This is a genomic window from Archangium violaceum (genome assembly GCF_016859125.1).
Lineage (GTDB): Bacteria > Myxococcota > Myxococcia > Myxococcales > Myxococcaceae > Archangium > Archangium violaceum_A.
This window is the reverse complement of sequence record NZ_CP069338.1, coordinates 7584539-7603609: the sequence shown is the minus strand read 5'-3', so window position 1 is coordinate 7603609 and position 19071 is coordinate 7584539. Positions and strand designations below refer to the sequence as shown.

General features: G+C 69.2%; 11 protein-coding genes. 4 read left to right on the top strand and 7 right to left on the bottom strand.

Annotated features, from left to right (window positions below; genetic code table 11):
- The first annotated feature begins 33 nt into the window (after positions 1–33).
- The 3 genes from mrpC (at position 34) to JQX13_RS32565 (ending at position 4882) form a co-directional block, all read left to right on the top strand.
- Positions 34–780, top strand: a complete 747-nt coding sequence (gene mrpC / locus JQX13_RS32575; RefSeq protein ID WP_203403370.1) for a Crp/Fnr family transcriptional regulator MrpC — start codon at positions 34–36, stop codon at positions 778–780.
- 149 nt (positions 781–929) lie between these two features.
- Positions 930–2804: a MutS-related protein gene (locus JQX13_RS32570; RefSeq protein ID WP_239013992.1), complete on the top strand. Its 1875-nt coding sequence runs from the start codon at positions 930–932 to the stop codon at positions 2802–2804.
- Positions 2801–4882, top strand: a complete 2082-nt coding sequence (locus JQX13_RS32565; protein ID WP_203403369.1) for a glycosyltransferase family 39 protein — start codon at positions 2801–2803, stop codon at positions 4880–4882. Before JQX13_RS32570 ends, JQX13_RS32565 begins: the two co-directional genes overlap by 4 nt.
- Before the next feature lies 1 nt (position 4883).
- Here JQX13_RS32565 and JQX13_RS32560 read toward each other — a convergent pair whose 3' ends face one another.
- The 7 genes from JQX13_RS32560 to JQX13_RS32530 all read right to left on the bottom strand — a co-directional run bounded on the left by JQX13_RS32560 (position 4884) and on the right by JQX13_RS32530 (position 16112).
- A complete protein-coding gene (locus JQX13_RS32560) occupies positions 4884–5438 on the bottom strand; it encodes a hypothetical protein (RefSeq protein ID WP_203403368.1) in 555 nt (184 codons plus the stop codon).
- A complete protein-coding gene (locus tag JQX13_RS32555; RefSeq protein ID WP_203403367.1) occupies positions 5435–6658 on the bottom strand; it encodes a hypothetical protein in 1224 nt (407 codons plus the stop codon). The genes JQX13_RS32560 and JQX13_RS32555 overlap by 4 nt, the downstream gene beginning before the upstream one ends.
- 227 nt (positions 6659–6885) lie before the next feature.
- A complete protein-coding gene (locus JQX13_RS32550; RefSeq protein WP_203403366.1) occupies positions 6886–9243 on the bottom strand; it encodes an ATP-binding protein in 2358 nt (785 codons plus the stop codon).
- Positions 9244–9334: 91 nt separating this feature from the next.
- Positions 9335–10993, bottom strand: coding sequence for an amidase (locus tag JQX13_RS32545; RefSeq protein WP_203403365.1), 1659 nt, complete (start codon positions 10991–10993; stop codon positions 9335–9337).
- 74 nt (positions 10994–11067) lie between these two features.
- Positions 11068–12324, bottom strand: coding sequence for a P1 family peptidase (locus JQX13_RS32540; protein ID WP_203403364.1), 1257 nt, complete (start codon positions 12322–12324; stop codon positions 11068–11070).
- A gap of 135 nt (positions 12325–12459) precedes the next feature.
- Positions 12460–13632, bottom strand: a complete 1173-nt coding sequence (locus JQX13_RS32535; RefSeq protein WP_203403363.1) for a thiolase family protein — start codon at positions 13630–13632, stop codon at positions 12460–12462.
- Positions 13633–13721: 89 nt separating this feature from the next.
- On the bottom strand, positions 13722–16112 hold the full coding sequence (locus JQX13_RS32530; RefSeq protein WP_203403362.1) for a 3-hydroxyacyl-CoA dehydrogenase/enoyl-CoA hydratase family protein: 2391 nt from the start codon (positions 16110–16112) through the stop codon (positions 13722–13724).
- Between the two features lie 118 nt (positions 16113–16230).
- Between JQX13_RS32530 and JQX13_RS32525 the strand changes: the two genes are divergently transcribed.
- Entirely contained in the window at positions 16231–17985 is a 1755-nt protein-coding gene (locus JQX13_RS32525; RefSeq protein WP_203403361.1) for a M1 family metallopeptidase, read from the top strand.
- Positions 17986–19071: the final 1086 nt, after the last annotated feature.

Genomic DNA, 19071 nt, shown 5'->3' with positions numbered 1-19071 from the left:
CCCAACCTTCAACCGCCTGCAGGAGTACCCGCCATGCACGGTTTCAATCGCCCCCTCGGTCCCATCGGCTCCAACGTCGTCGCCCCCATCCAGACCACCAGCTCCGGAATGCTGGTCACGGCGAACAAGCTGATCCCCGGCCAGGAGGCCATCGACTTCAAGGGTTACTTCAAGGTCGAGTCCTTCCCGCACAACTCCGTCATCTACCGCCCCGGCGACACCACGGATCGCGTGTACCTGCTCAAGAGCGGCCGCGTGCGCCTGATGCGGCTGGGCAAGAACAGCTCGCGCTCGGTGGTGAGCATCCTTCGCCCGGGCGACCTGTTCGGCGAGCTCTTCCGCCCCGAGGGGACCCCGGTGGAGGAGATGGCCATCGCCTCCGGTGAGGCCGAGGTGTGGAGCATCGAGGGCCGCGACTTCCGCGCGCAGCTCGAGGCCCGTCCGGCCCTGGCGGTGGACGTGGTCCGCGCCTACGCCGAGCGCGTGCGTGCCCTGCGCAAGCGCGTGCTGGGCCTGACCTTCAAGGAAGTGCCCGCCCGTCTGGCGGACACCCTCCTGACGCTGGCGGAGGCCCACGGCGAGCGCTGCCCGCACGGCGGCGAGACCGACCTGCGCGGCATCACCCAGCAGGATCTGGCGGACCTGGTGGGCGCCTCCCGCTCGTTCGTGTCCACGCTCATCAACGAGATGAAGCGCGACGGCGTGCTGGGCAACGTGGGCCGCATCCTCTGCATCCGTGATCAGAAGGCGCTGCGCAAGCTGGCTTCCAAGGAGAAGTGACCAGGTAGGTGCCGTCCCCTCGTGCCCCGGTTGACGGGCACGAACGAGACCCCGGCCGCTACCCCCCAGAGGGGTCTGGCGCCGGGGTTCGGCATTTTCGGGCCCCGCGTGCGTCTCCGGGCTTGCCCTGCCCGCCCGGGCGACCCAGCATGCGCGCGTCCGTGATGACTCCAGCCTCCGAGACCTCCTCTCCGAACCGCACGTACACCGAGCGCCGCGCCGCCGCCGAGGCGGAGCTGAAGCGATTGGATGCGGTCAGCGCCCGTTACGCCAACCTGCGCGCCCTGGTGTTCATCTCGGGCGCCGCGGTGGCATTGCTCGTTTTGTTCAGCCGGCTGCCGAGGACGTGGTGGTGGGCGGCCGGGGCGGCGCTGGCCGTGTACGGGGTGCTGGCGGTGCTGCACCACCAGGTCTTCCTGCGCGAGGAGCGGCAGCGGCTGTACGTGCAGCTCAACGAGCGCGGACTGGCGCGGCTGACCCGGGCCTGGCACGACTTCGCCGAGCGGGGCGAGCGCTTCCTGACGGGCTCGCACCTGTACGCGACGGACCTGGACGTCTTCGGGCAGGGCAGCGTCTTCCAGCTCATGAACGAAACGGCGACCCGGGCGGGCGAGGAGCGGCTCGCGGCGTGGCTGTCCTGGCCGGCGCAGGCGGAGGTGGTCCGGGCGAGGCAGGGCGCGGCGCGCGAGCTGGTGCCGCGGTTGGATTTCCGCCAGGACGTGTGCGTGGAAGCGCGCACGGTGGCCAGGGAGAAGGCGGACCCGGGACTGTTCATCCAGTGGGCGGAGAGCGGCCCCTCGCTCTCGACCATCCGGTGGGCCAGGCCGGTGGCGGTGGTGCTTCCGCTGGTGACGTTGGCGCTCTTCGTGCTGGGACGCTTCGACGTGCTGCCCCGGCCGCTGTGGTACATCGGCCTGCTGGCGCAGCTCGCGGTGGCGGTGGCGACGCGCAACCCGCTGCGGGCGATGGAGGAGCGGATGAGCGCGGGCGAGCGCGGCTTCGTGCGCTACGCGCCCGTCTTCGAGCGGGTGGAGCGGGAGCGGTTCGAGCACCCGGAGCTGCGGCGGGTGCAGTCGGGCCTGCAGCGCGAGGGGGAGGCGCCGGTGTCGACCCGCCTGAAGAGCTTCAGCCGGCTCTACTCCTTCGTGGAGTTCAAGCGGCACCAGTTCCACCCCATCGTGCACCTCTTCACGCTGTGGGACATCCACTCGCTATTCGCCCTGGAGCGGTGGAGGGAGCGGCACGGAGCGCAGGTGCGGGGCTGGTTCGACGCGCTGGCGGAGCTGGAGGCGCTCTCGTGCCTGGCGGGGCTCGCGTACGATCGGCCGGGCTTCACCTGGCCCACGCTGGAGGAAGGCGGGCCGAAGGTGAAGGCCACGGGAGTGGGCCACCCGCTGCTGGACGAGCCGGTGCTCAACGACGTGGAGCTACCGGGGCCAGGGTGCGCCCTGCTGCTCACGGGCTCCAACATGTCGGGCAAGACGACGCTGCTGCGAGCGCTCGGGCTGAACTCGGTGCTGGCATTGGCGGGAGCCCCGGTGTGCGCGCGGTCCTTCACGCTGACGCCGCTGCAGGTGCTGACGAGCATGCGGGTGAAGGACTCGCTGGAGCGGGGCGTGTCGTACTTCTACGCGGAGGTGCAGCGCATCAAGGCCGTGCTGGACGCGGCGGTGGCGGCGAAGGGCCACGCCCTGTTCCTGCTGGATGAGATCCTCCTCGGGACGAACACGCGGGAGCGGCAGATCGCCTCTCGCGAGGTGCTGCGCCTGCTGCTGAAGACGGGGGCCTGCGGCGGAGTGACGACGCACGACCTGTCGCTGGCGAACCTGGCGGAGGAGCACGGCGGGAAGGTGGTGAACATGCACTTCCGCGACCACCTGGAGAACGGGAAGATGGTGTTCGACTACAAGCTGCGCGCCGGGGTCGTGGACACCACGAATGCGTTGCGCGTGCTGAAGATGGCCGGAGTCCCCGTGGAGGATCCGGAGCAGTCTCCCCCGTCCTCCGAGAGCGGCTTGGGGTGAGCTGGCGCGCTCCAGCATTCTGGCTGGCCTGGGCCCTGCTGCTCGCGCTCGCGCTGGCCGCTCGCGGCGCGGACTGGCGCAATGTCTTCGTGGAGGGCCGGGTCGAGCTCGTCCCCACCGACTCCCACTATTACGTCCGCTTCGCCCGTCTCCAGCAGCGGGCCTTCCCCCGCTTCGAGCCCTTCGACCCGTACATCAACCACCCCACCGGCGCCTCCATCATCTGGCCGCCCCTGCATACCTGGAGCGTGGCCCTCCTCCTCGGGCTGGACCCGGAGAACCCCGAGCGGGCCGCCGCATGGGTGGACCCCCTCCTCGCCCTCCTCGAGCTGGGTCTGCTCTCCCTGCTCGTCCGCCGCTGGCTGGGTGATGCCGTGGCGCTCGCCACACTCGCCCTGCTGGCCCTCGTGCCGGCGGCGGTGCAGGCCGGAGCGCTCGGCAACGCGGACCACCATGTCCATGAACCCACCCTCGCGGCGCTCTGCGCGCTGATGCTGGGTCAGGCCCTCCGCCTCCGCCGACTCACGCATGGCGCGGCCACGGGCGCGGTGCTGGGCCTCGCGCCGCTGCTCACCACCAGCGGCTTCGTCCTGCTGCCGAGCCTCGCCGCCGCCCTCCCCCTGGCCGCCCTGCTGAACCGTGACGCACCGGGCCCCGGAGTGGGCCGCCTGGGGCTGGCCCTGGCCCTGGGGGCCGCCGTGGTGCTCACCGTGGGCGTGGTGGCGTTCGGCGAGCCCACGTCCCTCGCCTACCACGGCCTCACCTCCTTCCAACCCCTCTTCGCCCTGGCCCTGCTCGGTGGAGCCTCGGGCCTCGCCACCCTCCTCGAGCGCCGCCGAGGCTGGATGCTCCCGCTCGGCCTCGCCCTGCTCTGCGCCCTGCCGCTCGTGCCGGAGCTGTCCCGTGCCCTCCACCACCTCCTGCTCGGCGACCCGCTCCTCGCCGCCGTCATGGAGTCCCGTCCCCTCTGGAAGGATCTGGACTTCGCGAGCGAGCTGCTCGGCCCGATGCTCCTCCTGCTCCCTCCGGGCCTCGCCGTCGCGGGCGCGCGTCTGTGGAAGCAGCGGGACGTCGCCCTGGCCCCCGTCTTCCTCGGAGCGCTCTCACTCACCGCGGCATCCCTGCTCCAGGCCCGCTTCACCCAGGCCCTCACCGGCAGCGGGGCACTCCTGCTCGCGTCCAGCCTGGGGGGAGCCCTGCGTGACATGCGCCCGACGCTCCGGCGCGTTTCGACCGTCCTCCTCGTCCTCACGGGGCTGCCCCTGCTCGCCGAGGCCCTGCCCCACCCGCGCGACACCGGACCGGGCCTCCTCGGCCCCATCCGCCCCATGATGGCGTGGATGCGCGAGCACACCCCGTCCCCCTCGTCGCCCTGGGATGTCCACACGCCCCCCGCCTGGGGCGTCATCGCCCAGTACGACATGGGGCACCTGCTGGTCCTCTGGGCCGAGCGCCCCGCCGTGGCCACCCCCTTCTCCCAGGTGCCCGTGCATCAGCACGCCAATGCCCGGGCCACCGCCGTGCTCGGAGCCGCCACCGAAGAGGAGGCCTACGCCCTCGCCCGGGAACTGTCCGCGCGCTACCTCCTGCTCACCCCCTTTCGATCCCTGCTCGGCCACCCCGGTCGGTCGCTGGACGGCACTGTCTCGCCCTGGCTCCACGAACACGCGGGCATGGCCACCGGAGCGCGCGCCGCCAGCACCCACTTCCGCCTCGTCCATGACTCGGCCGAGTCCCTCCAGGGCCATCCCGAGCGCCCCTACGCCCGACTCTTCGAGGTGCTACCAGGAGCCGTGCTCCACGGCCGCTGCGCCCCCCAGGCCCCCGTGATGGCCCTGCTGGAGCTGGAGACGGCCCGCGGCCAATCCCTCCGCTACGAGCCGCGCACCACCGCCGGACCCGACGGCTCCTTCACCTTGCGCGTGGCCTACCCGTCCTCTCGAGATACCCACGAGGCCGACGTGCTCGCCCGCGGCCCCTACAGCATCCGCTGCGCCGGCGGCGGTGGATCCGCCCTCGTCTCCGAGCAGGCCGTCCGTGAGGGACAGCAGGTGGAGGTGGTACTCGACTCCCCCTGACTCAGCGCGCGCCCCGTGCCTCTCCCTCCAGCGCGCTGCGAAGGAGGAACTCGGCGACCCAGAAACCCGCTGATTCCCCGTAGGCACCTCGCGCGTGGAGTTGTGCCCTGAGGGCAAGCGCGTACGCGTAGCTGCCTGCGTCGAGGGTACGGGGCAAGGGACGCGCGAACTGGGTATCTTCTGGCGGAGGACAGCGCGACTCCACCGTCTCCGCCATCGTGCCCGGCGCGGCCAGACAGGCCTCCGGCAGGAAGGGCCTGGCCGCGTCGATGAGACGCCGAGAGCGTTCGACTCCCCGCAGCGATGCGGCCTCCGCCGCTCCCGTACGAAGCTCGGAGGGAAGCACCCCAACGCATGCCGTGGAGAGCCCGGAGAGCAACGCCCGGCTCCGCTGGGGAGCCGTCTTGAAATGCCCCGACGCGCGGACGACGCGCTCGAGGTCCGCGTGACAACGAGAGAGAGCCGCCTCCAGGCCGGGCGCTCCTGCATCCACGGCCGGAGGTGCCATCCACACCAGCAAGCCCACGGCGGACCCGAGCAAGGAAATCCCTCTCATAGCCAGTTCTCCGGGATGTGGGAGCGCTGGAGGTCGCGCAGCCCCTCGGTGAGCAGAGGCAATAGCCGCTGGGCCTCCACGGGACGCGGCTGGCGGCGCGCGAGCTCGGCCTCGAACGATTGGATGAGCACCAGTGCCTCCCCGCGGCCGACGCGTGAGAAATCAGGAGCACGCACGCCCAGCGCCGCGAAGCCTCGCTGAATCTCGGACCGGTGCGTCTCCTGGAAGCGCGAGGCGACATTCTCGTAGAAGAGGACCCGGAGCGTCTGGTCGCGCGCCCGCTCGAGCCCCGTCCGCTCGGAGGCGGGAACCTCGGGCCGTCCCAGCAAGGCCTGGAGGGTGTTGTAGTGCTCCCTCAGTGGGCCGCGCTGGGTATCACGCACCTGCTCTTCGCCCCGGAAGTAGCGCTCGAAGGTCGCGTGACCGGCGGCATAACGGGCACGTAGGTCGGCGGTGCTCCCACCTACCGCGGCCGTCTGGTAGCCATCCCGTCGAGACCAGACCGCGAGGTTCTCGCCCTTGCGCAGTCCTCGGGCCGCATCTGGCCGGAGCGCATCCACCTCACCGCGCGTCGCCTTCTCCCACCGGGCGAGGTGAACCGTTGCCCCGGAGAAGGTGCCGGGAGCGCTGCCATTGTAGGCCCACATCGTCTCGACATTGGGAAAGAGCGCGCGCCACGCGTCCAACGTCGTCTCTCCGCCGTTGTAGCAGGCGGCGATGCACAGGTCCTCGACCCGGGCCGCCGCGGTGGGCATGGCCGCCGCGAGACGGGCGAGGCTGCTCCGGGTGAGCACTCCGTTCTTGAAACCACCCTCTTCGCCCCACAGGCTCATCCCACCACTGTGCCCGGAGAGCACGAGGCGCGAGGGAATGACGCCCCCCTTCTCCGCCCGAGCCCATACCTGCGCCAGTTGCGCGAGCTCGTCGCGTGCGTCCTCGCCAGCGCTGGCGATGGCCGCCGCCACCTGTCGGCCCTGCGTCAGCGGCAACCCCAGGGTCGCCACGAAGGTCTGGATGCCAGCACCCGTCCGCAGGTCATGGACCCGCATCGCACCATCCGAGCCGGGTGCCTTCACCTGATCATCCCGAGGAGTGTCCTGGAGGGTGGTCACCCGGGCCCTGGGGTTGGACTTCTGGAGCGCCTCGGCCTCGGCCTGGGTGTGCGGGTTCATCCCGAGCACGAGGATGTCGTCGTTCCGACTCCGGCTCACGCTGGTCATGTTCGTCTGTCTCCTGGCCGCGGTGGGTGTGTCCGACACCGCGTTCACGCGCGATGACGTGCGGCGGGAGCGAGCACAGGGCAAGCCACGAGCCAGGGAGGCACCCCGTCATTTCGAGTCCTTACGGTCACGGGAGGTCTCTCGCGATGCGCATGGCATCCACGCCGCGAGACAACTCCCTCCCGGAGCACCGGACGCGGGAGCCAGCCCGACCGAGACCCGGAGGGTCAGGCCGTCCGCGCCTCTTGGACGACGGCGGGCAGGGAGATGCGGAAGGCGGAGCCCCGTCCCAACTCGCTCTCCACGGAGATCTCACCGCCCAGGCTCGTCACGATGCCATGGCAGATGGAGAGGCCCAGTCCCGTCCCCATTCCCACCGGCTTGGTGGTGAAGAAGGGATCGAAGATCCGGTCACGCACCTCGGGGGCGATGCCGCACCCGGTGTCCCGCACTTCGATGATGACCTGCCCCCCGAGGGCGCGCACCCGCACGCGTACCTCGTTCTGGTTGGGCTGCCCGGAAGGGAGCGCATGGAGCGCGTTGATGAGCAGGTTGAGCAGGACCTGCCCCAACCGGCCCTCGCTCGCCCGGACCTTCGGCACCGGCTCGAGGTCCTTCACCACACGGGCCCGGTGGCGCAGCTCGTTGCGCACCAGGCCCAGGCTCGACTCGATGACCCCGCACACGTCCACCTCGGAGAGGTGGTCGCCCTCGTCACGCGAGAGGGTCCGCAGATCTCGCACGATGTGCCGCACCCGCTCGGCGCCCTGGCGGGTCTCGCGCAGCACGTCCTCCATCTCGCGCAACCGCTCCCTCGGGACATCCCTGGCGAGCAGCTGGCACTCCTCCTCGAGGAAACTGAGGTTGGAGAGGACGAAGGCCAGCGGGTTGTTGATTTCATGCGCCACGCCAGCGGCCAGCGTGCCCACGCTCGACAGCCGGTCGGCGAGCAGCAGGCGCGCCTGCATCTGCTTGCGCTCGGTGATGTCCCGCGCGCTCACCACCGTGGCCGACTCTCCTCCGAAGAGCAGCTGCATCGCGCTGAGCTCCGCCGTCCTCACCTGGCCGCACGCGCGCAGGAAGCGCACCTCGCGTATGCTGGTCCGGCTGCCAGCGGCCGGACTCTCGAGCACGCTGGCGGCGGCGCGGCGGTCCTCCGGGTGGATGAGCTCGAGCAGCGACATGCCGGCGAGCCCCTCCGCCGAGCGTTGATCGAGGAAGGCGAGCCCCGCCGGATTGACGTACAGCAGGCGGTCCTCCCGGTGCACGAAGATGGCCTCGGGCAGCCCCTCGATGAGGGCGCGGAAGCTCTCCTCGGAGCGGCGCAAGGCCTCCTCGGCGACGATGCGCGCGGTGATGTCGATCGCCATCGCGCCGAGCAACGGGCGACCCGCCGCGTCGCTCAGGACGAATTTGTGGCTGAGCCAGTGATGGATCGTTCCATCCGGCGAGGGAATCATCTGCACGCAATTCCGGGGCTTTCCGGTGGACAGCGTGGCCAGATCCTCCTGCCGCATGCGCTCGGCCGCCGCGGGTGGCAACAGCTCCGCGTCCGTGAGGCCCAACATGGACTCCACGCTTCGATGGAAGAAGCGGGCGTAGGGCTCGTTCATCCAGACCCGCCTGCCCTCGGCGTCCTTCACGAGGGCCAGCACCGGGCACTGGCTCATGAACGAGTGGAACAGGTGCTGGTTCTTCTGGAGGGCTTCGAGCGCCGCGGCGAGCTCGGACACCACGGTCCGCTTGGACTCGAACTCGGCGGCGTTGCTCATCGCCGCGCCGAGCAGACGGCCCATCAGCTCGAGCGTCCGCACATCCAGATCGTCGTAGGCGTTGGGCCGCTCGTAGGTGATGTTGATCGCGCCCACGGTGGTGCCGGCCCGCTGCACCGGGACGACGATCATCGAGCCGATGCCCGTGGTGCGCGTGGCCGACACGTTCACCCGCGGATCATTCTCGGTGTCACGCGTGTGGAGCACCTCACCCCGCAGGATGCTCATCCCCGTGATGCTGTGGGCGAGCTTCAGCCGGAAGCCGAGGTGGCCGATGTGTTGTCCGGTGGTCGCGCGGTAGACCAGCTCATCACCATCGGCCAGCGCCACCGCCGAGCCGGCCGCGCCGCACAGCTGCCGGGCCCGCTCCGCGATGATCCACATCACCTTGTCGAGCTCGAGCCCGGCACTCACGACGTCGCTCTGCGTCTGGATGATGGCCGACAGCCGCTCGACCGCGCCCCGGGAGGCGGGCCCCTCCAGGAGGGTCTGCATCCCGGCCCGCCTGCGCCGAGACAGCCACTCGAGCCGCAACCGGAGCTGTACCGGCTCGACGGGCATCGTCAGGAAGTCATCCACCGCCGAGGCCAGCAGCGCATCCATGGGGACCTGCTCCGCCGAACCCGGGACGAGTGCCAGGAGGAAGGGCCGGGGCCTCATCTCCGAGGTGAACAGCGCGGCGATATTCGCGGCCACCTCGGGGCCGACGACGACCACCAACACCCCATCCACCCCGTGCGAAAGGGCCCCCGCCTGCCCGACTTCCACGGCATGGCGCACCTCATGGCCCCACTCCGTGAGGAGTCGGCTCACGGAGCACCCGGGCTGCGAACTGACGAGCAACAGTTTCATGGGCCTGGAGCCGTCGACGAGCCCTCACGGGCACTGGAACGGCCTTCGCGGATTACGTGTTGGCCTGACGAAGATCCGCCGTCGGGGCGAAGCCCGGAGGGCGGCGGAGCCTGGACGCCTGTTCGTAGGCGAAGGCGAGTCGGAGGAGCGTCGGCTCGCTCCACGCGCGCCCGATGAAGGAGAGCCCCACCGGAAGGCCGGCCACGTACCCGGCGGGAACGGTGATGCTGGGGTAGCCCGCGACGGCCGCGGGCGTGGAGCTGCTCCCCAACCAGTGGTCACCGTTCACCAGATCGATGAGCCCGGGAGGCGCTTGCGTCGGGGCGACGAGCGCGTCGAGCTTGTGCTTCGCCATCACGGCGTCGATCCCCTGCGCCCGCGACAGCTTCCGGCAGGCCGCGAGCGCCTTGAGGTACTTCTTGTCGGTGAGGGGCCCCTTCTCCACCGACTGGTGGAAGAGCTCCTGGCCGAACCAGGGGAGCTCGGTGTCGCGGTTCTCCTCGTTGAACCGGATGAGGTCCGCGAGCGTCTTCAGGTGCGTCCGCGTCCCGAGTCCAGCGAGGTAGGCCTCGATGTCCGCCTTGAACTCGAAGAGCAGCACCTCCATCTCCGGCTCGTCCAGCTTCGCGGCCGTGGGGATGTTCGCCGGGTCGACGATGATGGCGCCCTGCGCCTTCATGAGCTCGAGCGCCCGCTCGATGAGCGCGTCCGTGGCCGGGTGGTAGCCGAAGAACCGCTCGCGAGCCACGCCGATGCGCGCCCCCTTCAACCCGTTGGGCTCCAGGAAGCGCGTGTAGTCCGTCTGGGCGTGCCCCTTGCTGGTGGCGGTGATCGCATCACCCGGATCGAGCCCGGCCAGGACACCGAGGAGCGCGGCGGCGTCCGCCACCGTGCGCGTCATGGGGCCGGCCGAATCCTGGCTGTGCGCGAGGGGGATGATGCCCGAGCGGCTCACGAGCCCGAGGGTGGGCTTGAGCCCGACGAGGGAGCACGCCGCGGAGGGCGAGACGATGGAGCCATCGGTCTCGGTGCCGACGGACACCGCGCAGAAGTTGGCGGCGGTGGCCGCACCGGAGCCCGAGCTCGAGCCCGACGGCGTCCGATCCAGTGCATAGGGATTGCGGCACTGACCGCCCCGCCCACTCCACCCGCTGGAGGAGTGCGTCGAGCGGAAGTTGGCCCACTCGCTGAGGTTCGTCTTTCCGAGGATGACCGCCCCCGCGGCCCGCAGGCGCTCCACCACGAAGGCATCGCGCGGGGGCACGGCACCAATGAGGGCGCGAGACCCGGCGGTGGTCTGCATCTTGTCCGCGGTCGCGATGTTGTCCTTGATGAGGACGGGGATGCCGTGCAGCGGACCGCGAGGCCCCTTCGCCTTGCGCTCCTCATCGAGTGCAGCGGCGATGGCGAGGGCATCCGGGTTGAGCTCGATGACCGAGTGGAGCGCGGAGTCCCCGGTCCGATCCAACTCCTGGATGCGCGCGAGGTAGCGCTCGGCGAGACCGTGGGCGGTGGACTTCCCCGACGTCATGGCGGCCTGGAGCTCGGAAACGGTGGCCTCCTCGAGCTCGAAGGGCTTGCCACGCGGAGCGGGGGTGGAGTCCGCGTGGGCCTCCAGGGCCACGAGTGTACCGGCGGCGGCCGCGCCACCGAGCAACGTACGACGACTCAGACCCTGGGGTGTACCGGGGGAAGGAAGGGGCTTCTTCATGGATGGCCGGGACTACAACAGTGTTGAGCCGCCGACCGCAACCAGGCGGGCGCTGGACTCCCGATGGCCCGCGCTCATTGCCGGCCGTACTTGCGCAGGGCCCGCAGGAGCCGCTCGTGCGGCAGGGCGAAGACGCGGACGCCATCCGCGCCTGTCTGGGTCTCGGCGGCGAGCATGGCGTTGAGGATGGCCTCCTGGGTGGCCTGCACCGTCGCCTCGAAGAGTGGGTTGAGGTGCTCGTTGTCCAGCGAGGAGACCCGGGCCACGGGGCTACCCGCGGGCGGTCGGGTGGGCTGGGTGGAGAAGGCGAGGAAGATGTCGCCCGAGGAGTCCTCGCCCAGGCCGCCCATCTTTCCGATGGCGAGTGGGACCCGGCGAGCGATGCGTGCCAGCTGGTGCGGGAGCAGCGGCGCATCGGTGGCCACCAGCACGATGATGGAGCCCAGGCCCTCGGGGAGGGTGGACGTGGTGAGACTGGCGCTCTGCGAGCACGGTCGCATGCCATGGATGAGCGGCGACGACGGGGCCTCACTCCCCGTATAGCAGGCCTGGAGATCGCGGATCTCCTCCCCCACCGGAGCACCCTCCACCGAGAAGAGCCTGCGGCTGCCGTAGTTACACTGCACCAATACGCCCAGGGTGTAGCCACCGAGCGCCTCGGGCAGCTTGCGCGAGGCCGTGCCGATGCCACCCTTGAAGCCGTGGCAGATCATCCCCGTCCCGCCGCCCACATTGCCCTCGGGCACCGGACCGCCCCGCGCTTCATCGAGCGCGCGCAAGGCATGCTCCTGTTTGACGTGGAAGCCGTTGATGTCGTTGAGGATGCCGTCGTAGGTCTCCGCCACCACGGACAGGCTGAGCTCCCATGCGAGCTGCCGCTTGACGCCCCACGCCACCACCGCGTCACGAACCACCCCCACGCTGTTGGTGTTGGTCAGCATGACGGGACCGGAGAGCAGACCCGACTCGTTCAACCAGATCGTGCCGGTCATCTCGCCATTGCCATTGAGGGCGTAGGTGGCCGCGAAGACGGGCTCGGCGACGCGCTCACGCCCGCGAGGCAGCACCGCGGTGACCCCCGTGCGCACGGGCCCCTTGCCCTCCGTGAGCTTGCCGTCTCCGGAAATGAGCGTCGTGTGACCGACCACCACACCCGGCACGTCCGTGATGGCATTGAGCGGACCGGTCTGGCCGCCGAAGGTGATGCCCAGCGCACGCGCGCGCGGCTTCGTCGGAGCGGGCTTCGTCTGGGTGGTCTGCGCACCACCCACCCCCGGAAGGCACAGGAGGAGCAGCGCGGACACGAGGCGGAAGGGAGCGGAGTGGTTCATGGCTCGGGCGGGTAGCGTACGTGCCTCGAGCGCTTCTCGCGAGCACGGTCCGAGGAACCCGGAGCCAGGAACACGACGGCCCCTCCTGGAGTGCCAGGAAGGGCCGCGTGAGGACTCCACCCCGAGGGGGTCCGATTACTTCGCCAGCTCGATGAGCGCCGCGGCGCCCATGCCACCGCCGATGCACATCGTCACCACGCCGTAGCGGCCGTTGCGCCGCTTCAGCTCGCGCAGGATGGTGGCCACCAGACGCGTACCGGACACGCCCAGCGGGTGACCCAGCGCGATGGCGCCGCCGTTCGGGTTCACCTTGTCCTGCGGGATGCCCAGCTCCCGGATGCAGTGCAGCGCCTGCGCGGCGAAGGCCTCGTTCAGCTCGAAGACGTCGATGTCTTCGATCTTGAGGTTGTTCTTCGCCAGCAGCTTCTTCACCGCCGGCACCGGGCCCACGCCCATGATGTCCGGAGGCACGCCGGCCACCTGGTAGTCCAGGAAGTAGCCGAGCGGCTTCACGCCCAGCTGCTGGGCCTTCTCCTCGCTCATCACCACCGCCGCCGCCGCGCCGTCCGTCAGTGGCGACGCGTTTCCGGCCGTCACCACGCCCTTCTGGTTGAAGGCCGGCCGGAGCTTGGCCAGACCCTCCAGCGTGGTGTCCGGACGCAGGATGGTGTCCACCGAGACCGTCACCTGCTGCGCCTTGCCGTCCTCGTCATAGACGGTGGTCGTCACCGGGAAGATCTCGTCCTTGAACTTGCCCTGCTCGCGCGCGGTGGCCGCCTTGCGCTGGCTCTCGTAGGCGAACTTGTCCGCGTCCTCGCGCGACACGCCGTAGCGCGAGGCGATGTTCTCCGCGGTGGCGCCCATGGAGGTGTAGACCTCCGGGAACTTCTCCATGATCTCCGGGTTGGCGCTCACCTTGTTGCCACCCATGGGGACCATGGTCATGGACTCGGTGCCACCCGCCACGATGACCTGGCTCATCCCCGACAGGATGGCCTGCGCAGCCTGGGCGATGGACTGCGTGCCCGACGAGCAGAAGCGGTTGATGGTCATCCCCGGCACCGTGTCCGGCAGCCCAGCGAGCAGGGCGGCGTTGCGGGCGACGTTCATCCCCTGCTCCGCCTCGGGCATGGCACAGCCGAGGATCACATCCTCCACTTCCTCGGGCTTGAGGCCGGGGACGCGCGCGACGGCCTCCTTGATGGCGAGGGCCGCGAGCGTGTCGGGCCGGGTGTCCTTGAACTCTCCCTTGTGCGCGCGGGTGAACGGGGTGCGCACCGCGCTGGCAATCACGACTCGACCGGGCATCTGTCTGTCTCCTCGCCCGGGGAGCGACCCCCGGGCTTCAAAATCTCGAATCACTGGATGACTTGGGAACGAACCGTAACGGCGCCGCCTCAGTTGCGCAGCGGCTTGCCCTTCTCGAGCATGTACATCAGCCGGTCCTGCGTCTTCTCCTCGCCGCACAGGCTGAGGAACGCCTCCAGCTCCAGCTCCAGCAGCCGCTCCTCGGTGAGGAGCACGGACGGGCTGGTGTCGCCACCGGTGAGCACCCGCGCCAGCTTCTGGGCGATCTTCCGGTCATGCGCGGAGACCTGGCCGTTGAGCTCCATGTCGTAGAGCATCATGTCGATGGTGGCGTAGCCGCTGGGCCCGGGCAGGCGGAAGCGCGTGGGCCGGGGCGCGCGGAAGCCCGCGTTGGCCATGCCCAGCACCCGCTGCTTGGCGTCCGACAGCAGGAAGTCGCGGTTGGCGCTGATGCCGTCCGCCTGCGACAGGAAGCCCAGCTCCCGGGCCTCCTCGGCGCTGGTGGCCACCTTCGCCGTGCCGATCGACAGGAACACCTTCTTGATGAAGGGGAACGCGTCGAAGTCCTTGTCCGCCGAGTACGCGCCGTACACGTTGCGCAGCAGCATCATGGTGCCGCCGCCGCCGGGGATGAGGCCCACGCCCACCTCGACGAGGCCCATGTACAGCTCGCTCGAGGCCTGGATGGCGTTGCCGCCCATCGTCACCTCGGCGCCGCCGCCGAGCGTCAGGTTGAAGGGCGCCGTCACCACCGGCACCGGGCTGTAGCGCATGCGCTGGTTGGCCGCCTGGAGCGCCCCCGCCATCTGGCGCAGGGTGTCGAACTCACCGTTCTTGGCCGCCCACAGCATGGCCATGATGTTGGCGCCCGCCGAGAAGTTCGCCCCATCGTTGCCGACGACCAGGCCGCGGAAGTTCTTCTCCGTCTCGTCCAGGGCCGTGTTCATCATCGCGATGATTCCATCGTCGATGGAGTTCATCTTCGTGTGGAACTCGAGCAGCGTCACCCCATCGCCCATGTCCCAGAGCGTGGCGCTGTCGTTGCCGGTGATCTTCTTGTTGCCGCGCTTGAGGTACTCCACGCGCGCCGTGCGGGCGTTCTCCGGCACCACCTTCACGGACCTGGTGGGGATGTCCCAGTAGGTGTCCTTGCCGTTCTCCACGCCGTAGAAGGACGTGCGGCCCGCGGCCAGCATCTCCTCCACCCAGGCGGCGGGCTTGAGGCCCAGCTCCTTCATCCGCTCCACGCCCTTCTTCACACCGTAGGCGTCCCAGGTCTCGAAGGGCCCCAGGTCCCACGCGAAGCCCCAGCGCATGCCGCGGTCGATGTTGACCACGTCATCGGCGATCTCCGGAATCCGGCGGCTGGCGTAGGCGAGCACGTCGAGGGTGATCCGCTCGGCGAACTTCGCGGCCTTGTCCTGGCCGTTGAGCACCGTGGCCACGCGCTCGCGCACGTTCTCCACGTCCTTGGCGGCGCCCAGCGACTCGTAGCGCACCTTGGCCTGCGGCCGGTACTCCAGCGTCTTCAGGTCGAGCGCGAGGATGTCCTTGCCGCCGCTGCTCTTGTCCTTCTTGTAGAAGCCGCCGCCGCTCTTGTCGCCCAGCATCCCCTTGGCCACCATCTTCTGGAGGAACTCGGGGGCGGCGAAGACCTCACGCTCCTCGTCCTGGGTGAGCGTGTCGTAGCAGTTCTTCGCCACGTGGGAGAAGGTGTCCAGGCCCACGATGTCCGCGGTGCGGAACACGGCGGACTTGGGGCGGCCCATGGCGGGGCCGAAGATCTTGTCCACCTCCTCGATGGTCAGCTCCGCCTTCTGCATCTCCGAGATGGTCCGCATCATCCCGTACGTGCCGACGCGGTTGGCGATGAAGTTGGTGGTGTCCTTGCCGTAGACGATGCCCTTGCCGAGCACCTCCTCGCCAAAGCGGTGGATGCTCTTCACCACCTCGGCGTCCGTCTCCGGGCCCGCCACCAGCTCCAGCAGCTTCATGTAACGGACGGGGTTGAAGAAGTGCGTGACGAGGAAGCGCTTGCGGAACTCGGCGCCGCGGCCCTCCAGCATGCCCTTGATGGACAGGCCCGAGGTGTTGGAGCTGACGATGGCGTCCTTGCGCGCGTGCTGCTCCACCTTGGCGAACAGGGCCTGCTTGACGGCCATGTCCTCCTTCACCACCTCGATGACCCAGTCACACTCGGCCAGCCGGCCCAGGTCGTCCTCGAAGTTGCCCACCTCGATGGCGGTGAACACCTGCTCGGACACGATGGGGCTGGGCTTCTGCTTGCGCATGTTGGCCAGCGCGCCGAGGGCGAACTTGTTCCGGAAGGACTTGGAGGCCGTGTCCTCACCGGGCCCCGCCTTGGGCGGCACGATGTCCAGGAGGAGCGCACGCACGCCCGAGTTGGCGAGGTGCGCGGCGATACCGCTGCCCATCACGCCCGCGCCCAGCACTGCCACTTTGCGGATCCGCGTCGTCATCGAAAGAGGCTCCCGTTCAGAAAAAGGATGGCGGGAGACATTGCGCCGGTTGATTCAAAAGTCAACCGGCTCTTGAGGCCCGCATGTCCACCGGTGAAGGGTAAGGTGCGTCCCCGCCATGGCCCGACCCGACCCGCACTCCTACAACGACGACACCCAACCCGAGACCGAGAACCTCACCTGGAAGGCCCGTGTGGACTTCCGCACGCGCCGACTGCACGCCGAGGCGACACTTACACTGAAGGAAACCTCCGCCGGTCCGCTCGATCTGGACACGAGGGACCTGGAGATCCGCTCGGTGGTGGACGCCGAGGGCAAGCCCCTGCCCTTCCTGGTGTCCCCGCCCGAGCCCATCCTCGGCAGCCGCCTGCGGGTGGAGCTGCGCCCGGACACGAAGCAGCTCACCGTCCGCTACCGGACGTCGCCCCAGGCGAGCGCCCTGCAGTGGCTGACGCCGGCCCAGACGGCGGGCGGCCAGTACCCGTACCTCTTCAGCCAGTGCCAAGCCATCCACGCACGCTCCGTGGTGCCGCTTCAGGACACGCCGCGAATCCGCATCCGGTACCGGGCGGAGCTCACCGTGCCCAAGGAGCTCAAGGCGGTGATGGCCGCGGGCTTCCTGGGCCGCGAGGAGCAGGGAGTGGAGGCGATCGAGCGCTACGAGATGCCCCAGCCGATTCCGCCCTACCTGCTCGCCTTCGCGGTGGGCCGGCTGGCGGCCAAGGAGCTGGGCCCTCGCTCGCGGGTGTGGGCCGAGCCCGAGGTGCTCGAGTCGGCCGCCGAGGAGTTCGAGGACGTGGACGCCATGCTGCGCGCGGCGGAGGCGCTCTTCGGTACGTACGACTGGGAGCGGTTCGATCTGCTGACGATGCCGCCCTCGTTCCCCTACGGGGGCATGGAGAACCCGCGGCTCACCTTCCTCACGCCCTCGCTGCTGGCCGGGGACAAGAGCCTGGTGAGCGTGGTGGCGCACGAGCTGGCGCACTCGTGGACGGGCAACCTGGTGACGAACGCATCGGCCGAGCACTTCTGGCTGAACGAGGGCTTCACCGTCTTCGCCGAGCGGCGCATCCTCGAGGTGCTCTACGGAGCGGACGTGGCGGCGCTGCACGCCGCGCTAGGCCGGCGCGCGCTGGAGGACGCGGTCCAGCACTTCAAGGAGCATCCGAAGCTCACCGCGCTGCGCACCCACCTGACGGGGGTGGATCCGGACGAGGCCTTCTCCCAGGTTCCGTATGAGAAGGGATTCCTCTTCCTGCGAGCCATCGAGGACGCGGTGGGCCGGCCCGCCTTCGATGACTTCCTGAAGCGCTACATCGAGTCGCACCGCTTCCAGGCGCTCACCACGGAGCAGTTCACGGCCTTCGTGGAGAAGCACCTGCCGGGAGTGCTGGAGAAGGTGGACGCGGAGGCGTACCTGAACAAGCCGGGCATTCCTGCGGGAGCGCCCGTGCCGCGCTCGGAGCGGCTGGAGCAGATCGGGCGGATGAAGGACAAGGTGCCCACGGCCGAGGACGTGAAGGACTGGACCCCGGCCGAGTGGCAGCTCTACATCGAGGGGCTGCGGAAGGGGACGCCGCGAGACGTGTTCCGGCAGTTGGACGAGCGCTTCCACCTGACGAAGAGCCACAACTCGGAGGTGTTGGTGTCGTGGCTGGCGGCGGCGCTGCGGGCGGGCTGGGAGCCGGCGCTGGGCCGCACCGAGGCCTTCCTCGGGGAGGTGGGGCGCATGAAGTACCTCAAGCCGCTCTACGGGGCGCTGGCGGCCACGCTCGAGGGCAAGGCACTCGCGCGCAGCCTGTTCAATCGTTACGCCGAGCGCTACCACCCCATCGCGCAGGCCGCGGTCGAGTCCATCCTCAACCGCGCGTAGTCACAAGGGCATACGGAGCGGCGGGTTCAATTCCCACCGCCTCAGTAAACCGCCGCTCTGAGCCGAGCCCACTCTCAACGAGGAGGCGCGGCTCTCTTGAGGGGACCAATTCGGCTCTTGTCGGACCAAATCATGAGGCAGGACGGCAGCATATAAAAGGACGGGAAGCTTCCTCCTCACCCTGGCTTTGCCTGGCGCACTCAAGTCCATTGCACCCGTCTCCGACTCAAATCTCCGCAGAGGGGGTCAGAGGATTCGTACTAAGCATCGCTGCCGCAGACCGCCTCCGTGAACCGGAGCACGGCAAACTCGTTGCCGGTGAAGCCCTCCTCGAAAAGGGGCAGGCTCCGACTCGAATCCCCTGACACCTTCGCCCGGAAGGTGGCGGGTGCGGCGTTGGTCGACTTGAAGGAGGGAAGAGGTGGAGCATGCCGCGCGGCAGGAGGCACCCATTCCCCCGAGAGGGTGTCAAAGAATTCGAGCAATGGCCCCACAGGAACACAGGTACTTCTATAGGAGCATCAGAACGATGGTGCGGAAGCTCATGGCGTTGAGCTTATGCCTTCTCCTTGGCTCATGTAGCGCCACCCGGCCGATGGTCGCGGGCTCATCCGGGCCGCGGGACCTGTCCAGGTACGTGCTCGTCATCAAGAATACGGCAGATGGGCAGGCGACCTATGCCTGGAAACCCGCCAAGGACTTCGACCTGACGGAGTACCGGAACCTGGCGAGCGTCCGGGCCGACGAGGGTCGCATCGTCCGGGTCTCACTCGATGCGGCGGAATGCGAACGTCAATATGATATTTGTGTTCCGGAGTGCCAGGCCAGCACGAGAATCCATCAGGTCGACAAATACATATACGATACGAGGCAATACGGTCCCTGGCGGACTGGGAAATGGAGCTACTGCAGGACCGCTTGCATGAGGCAACTTGCCAACTGCCTGGGCCAGGATTGATCCAAAGTCCGTAGGAGAGGTTTTGAAGAGGCGGAGAGCAAGTCCAGACATTCACAGGCAAAGAGGGAGCATCCCTCCGGACGGCGCCTGAAAGAGGGGCGCCGTGGAAGGACAGGAGTGAAGGTACA

Bases quoted from the DNA above. Each gene is read 5' to 3' on its own strand.
- JQX13_RS32540 (WP_203403364.1), bottom strand. From the start codon at position 12,324: ATGAACCACTCCGCTCCCTTCCGCCTCGTGTCCGCGCTGCTCCTCCTG.
- JQX13_RS32535 (WP_203403363.1), bottom strand. From the start codon at position 13,632: ATGCCCGGTCGAGTCGTGATTGCCAGCGCGGTGCGCACCCCGTTCACC.
- JQX13_RS32570 (WP_239013992.1), top strand. From the start codon at position 930: ATGCGCGCGTCCGTGATGACTCCAGCCTCCGAGACCTCCTCTCCGAAC.
- JQX13_RS32560 (WP_203403368.1), bottom strand. From the start codon at position 5,438: ATGAGAGGGATTTCCTTGCTCGGGTCCGCCGTGGGCTTGCTGGTGTGG.
- JQX13_RS32530 (WP_203403362.1), bottom strand. From the start codon at position 16,112: ATGACGACGCGGATCCGCAAAGTGGCAGTGCTGGGCGCGGGCGTGATG.
- mrpC (WP_203403370.1), top strand. From the start codon at position 34: ATGCACGGTTTCAATCGCCCCCTCGGTCCCATCGGCTCCAACGTCGTC.
- JQX13_RS32545 (WP_203403365.1), bottom strand. From the start codon at position 10,993: ATGAAGAAGCCCCTTCCTTCCCCCGGTACACCCCAGGGTCTGAGTCGT.
- JQX13_RS32555 (WP_203403367.1), bottom strand. From the start codon at position 6,658: ATGACCAGCGTGAGCCGGAGTCGGAACGACGACATCCTCGTGCTCGGG.
- JQX13_RS32525 (WP_203403361.1), top strand. From the start codon at position 16,231: ATGGCCCGACCCGACCCGCACTCCTACAACGACGACACCCAACCCGAG.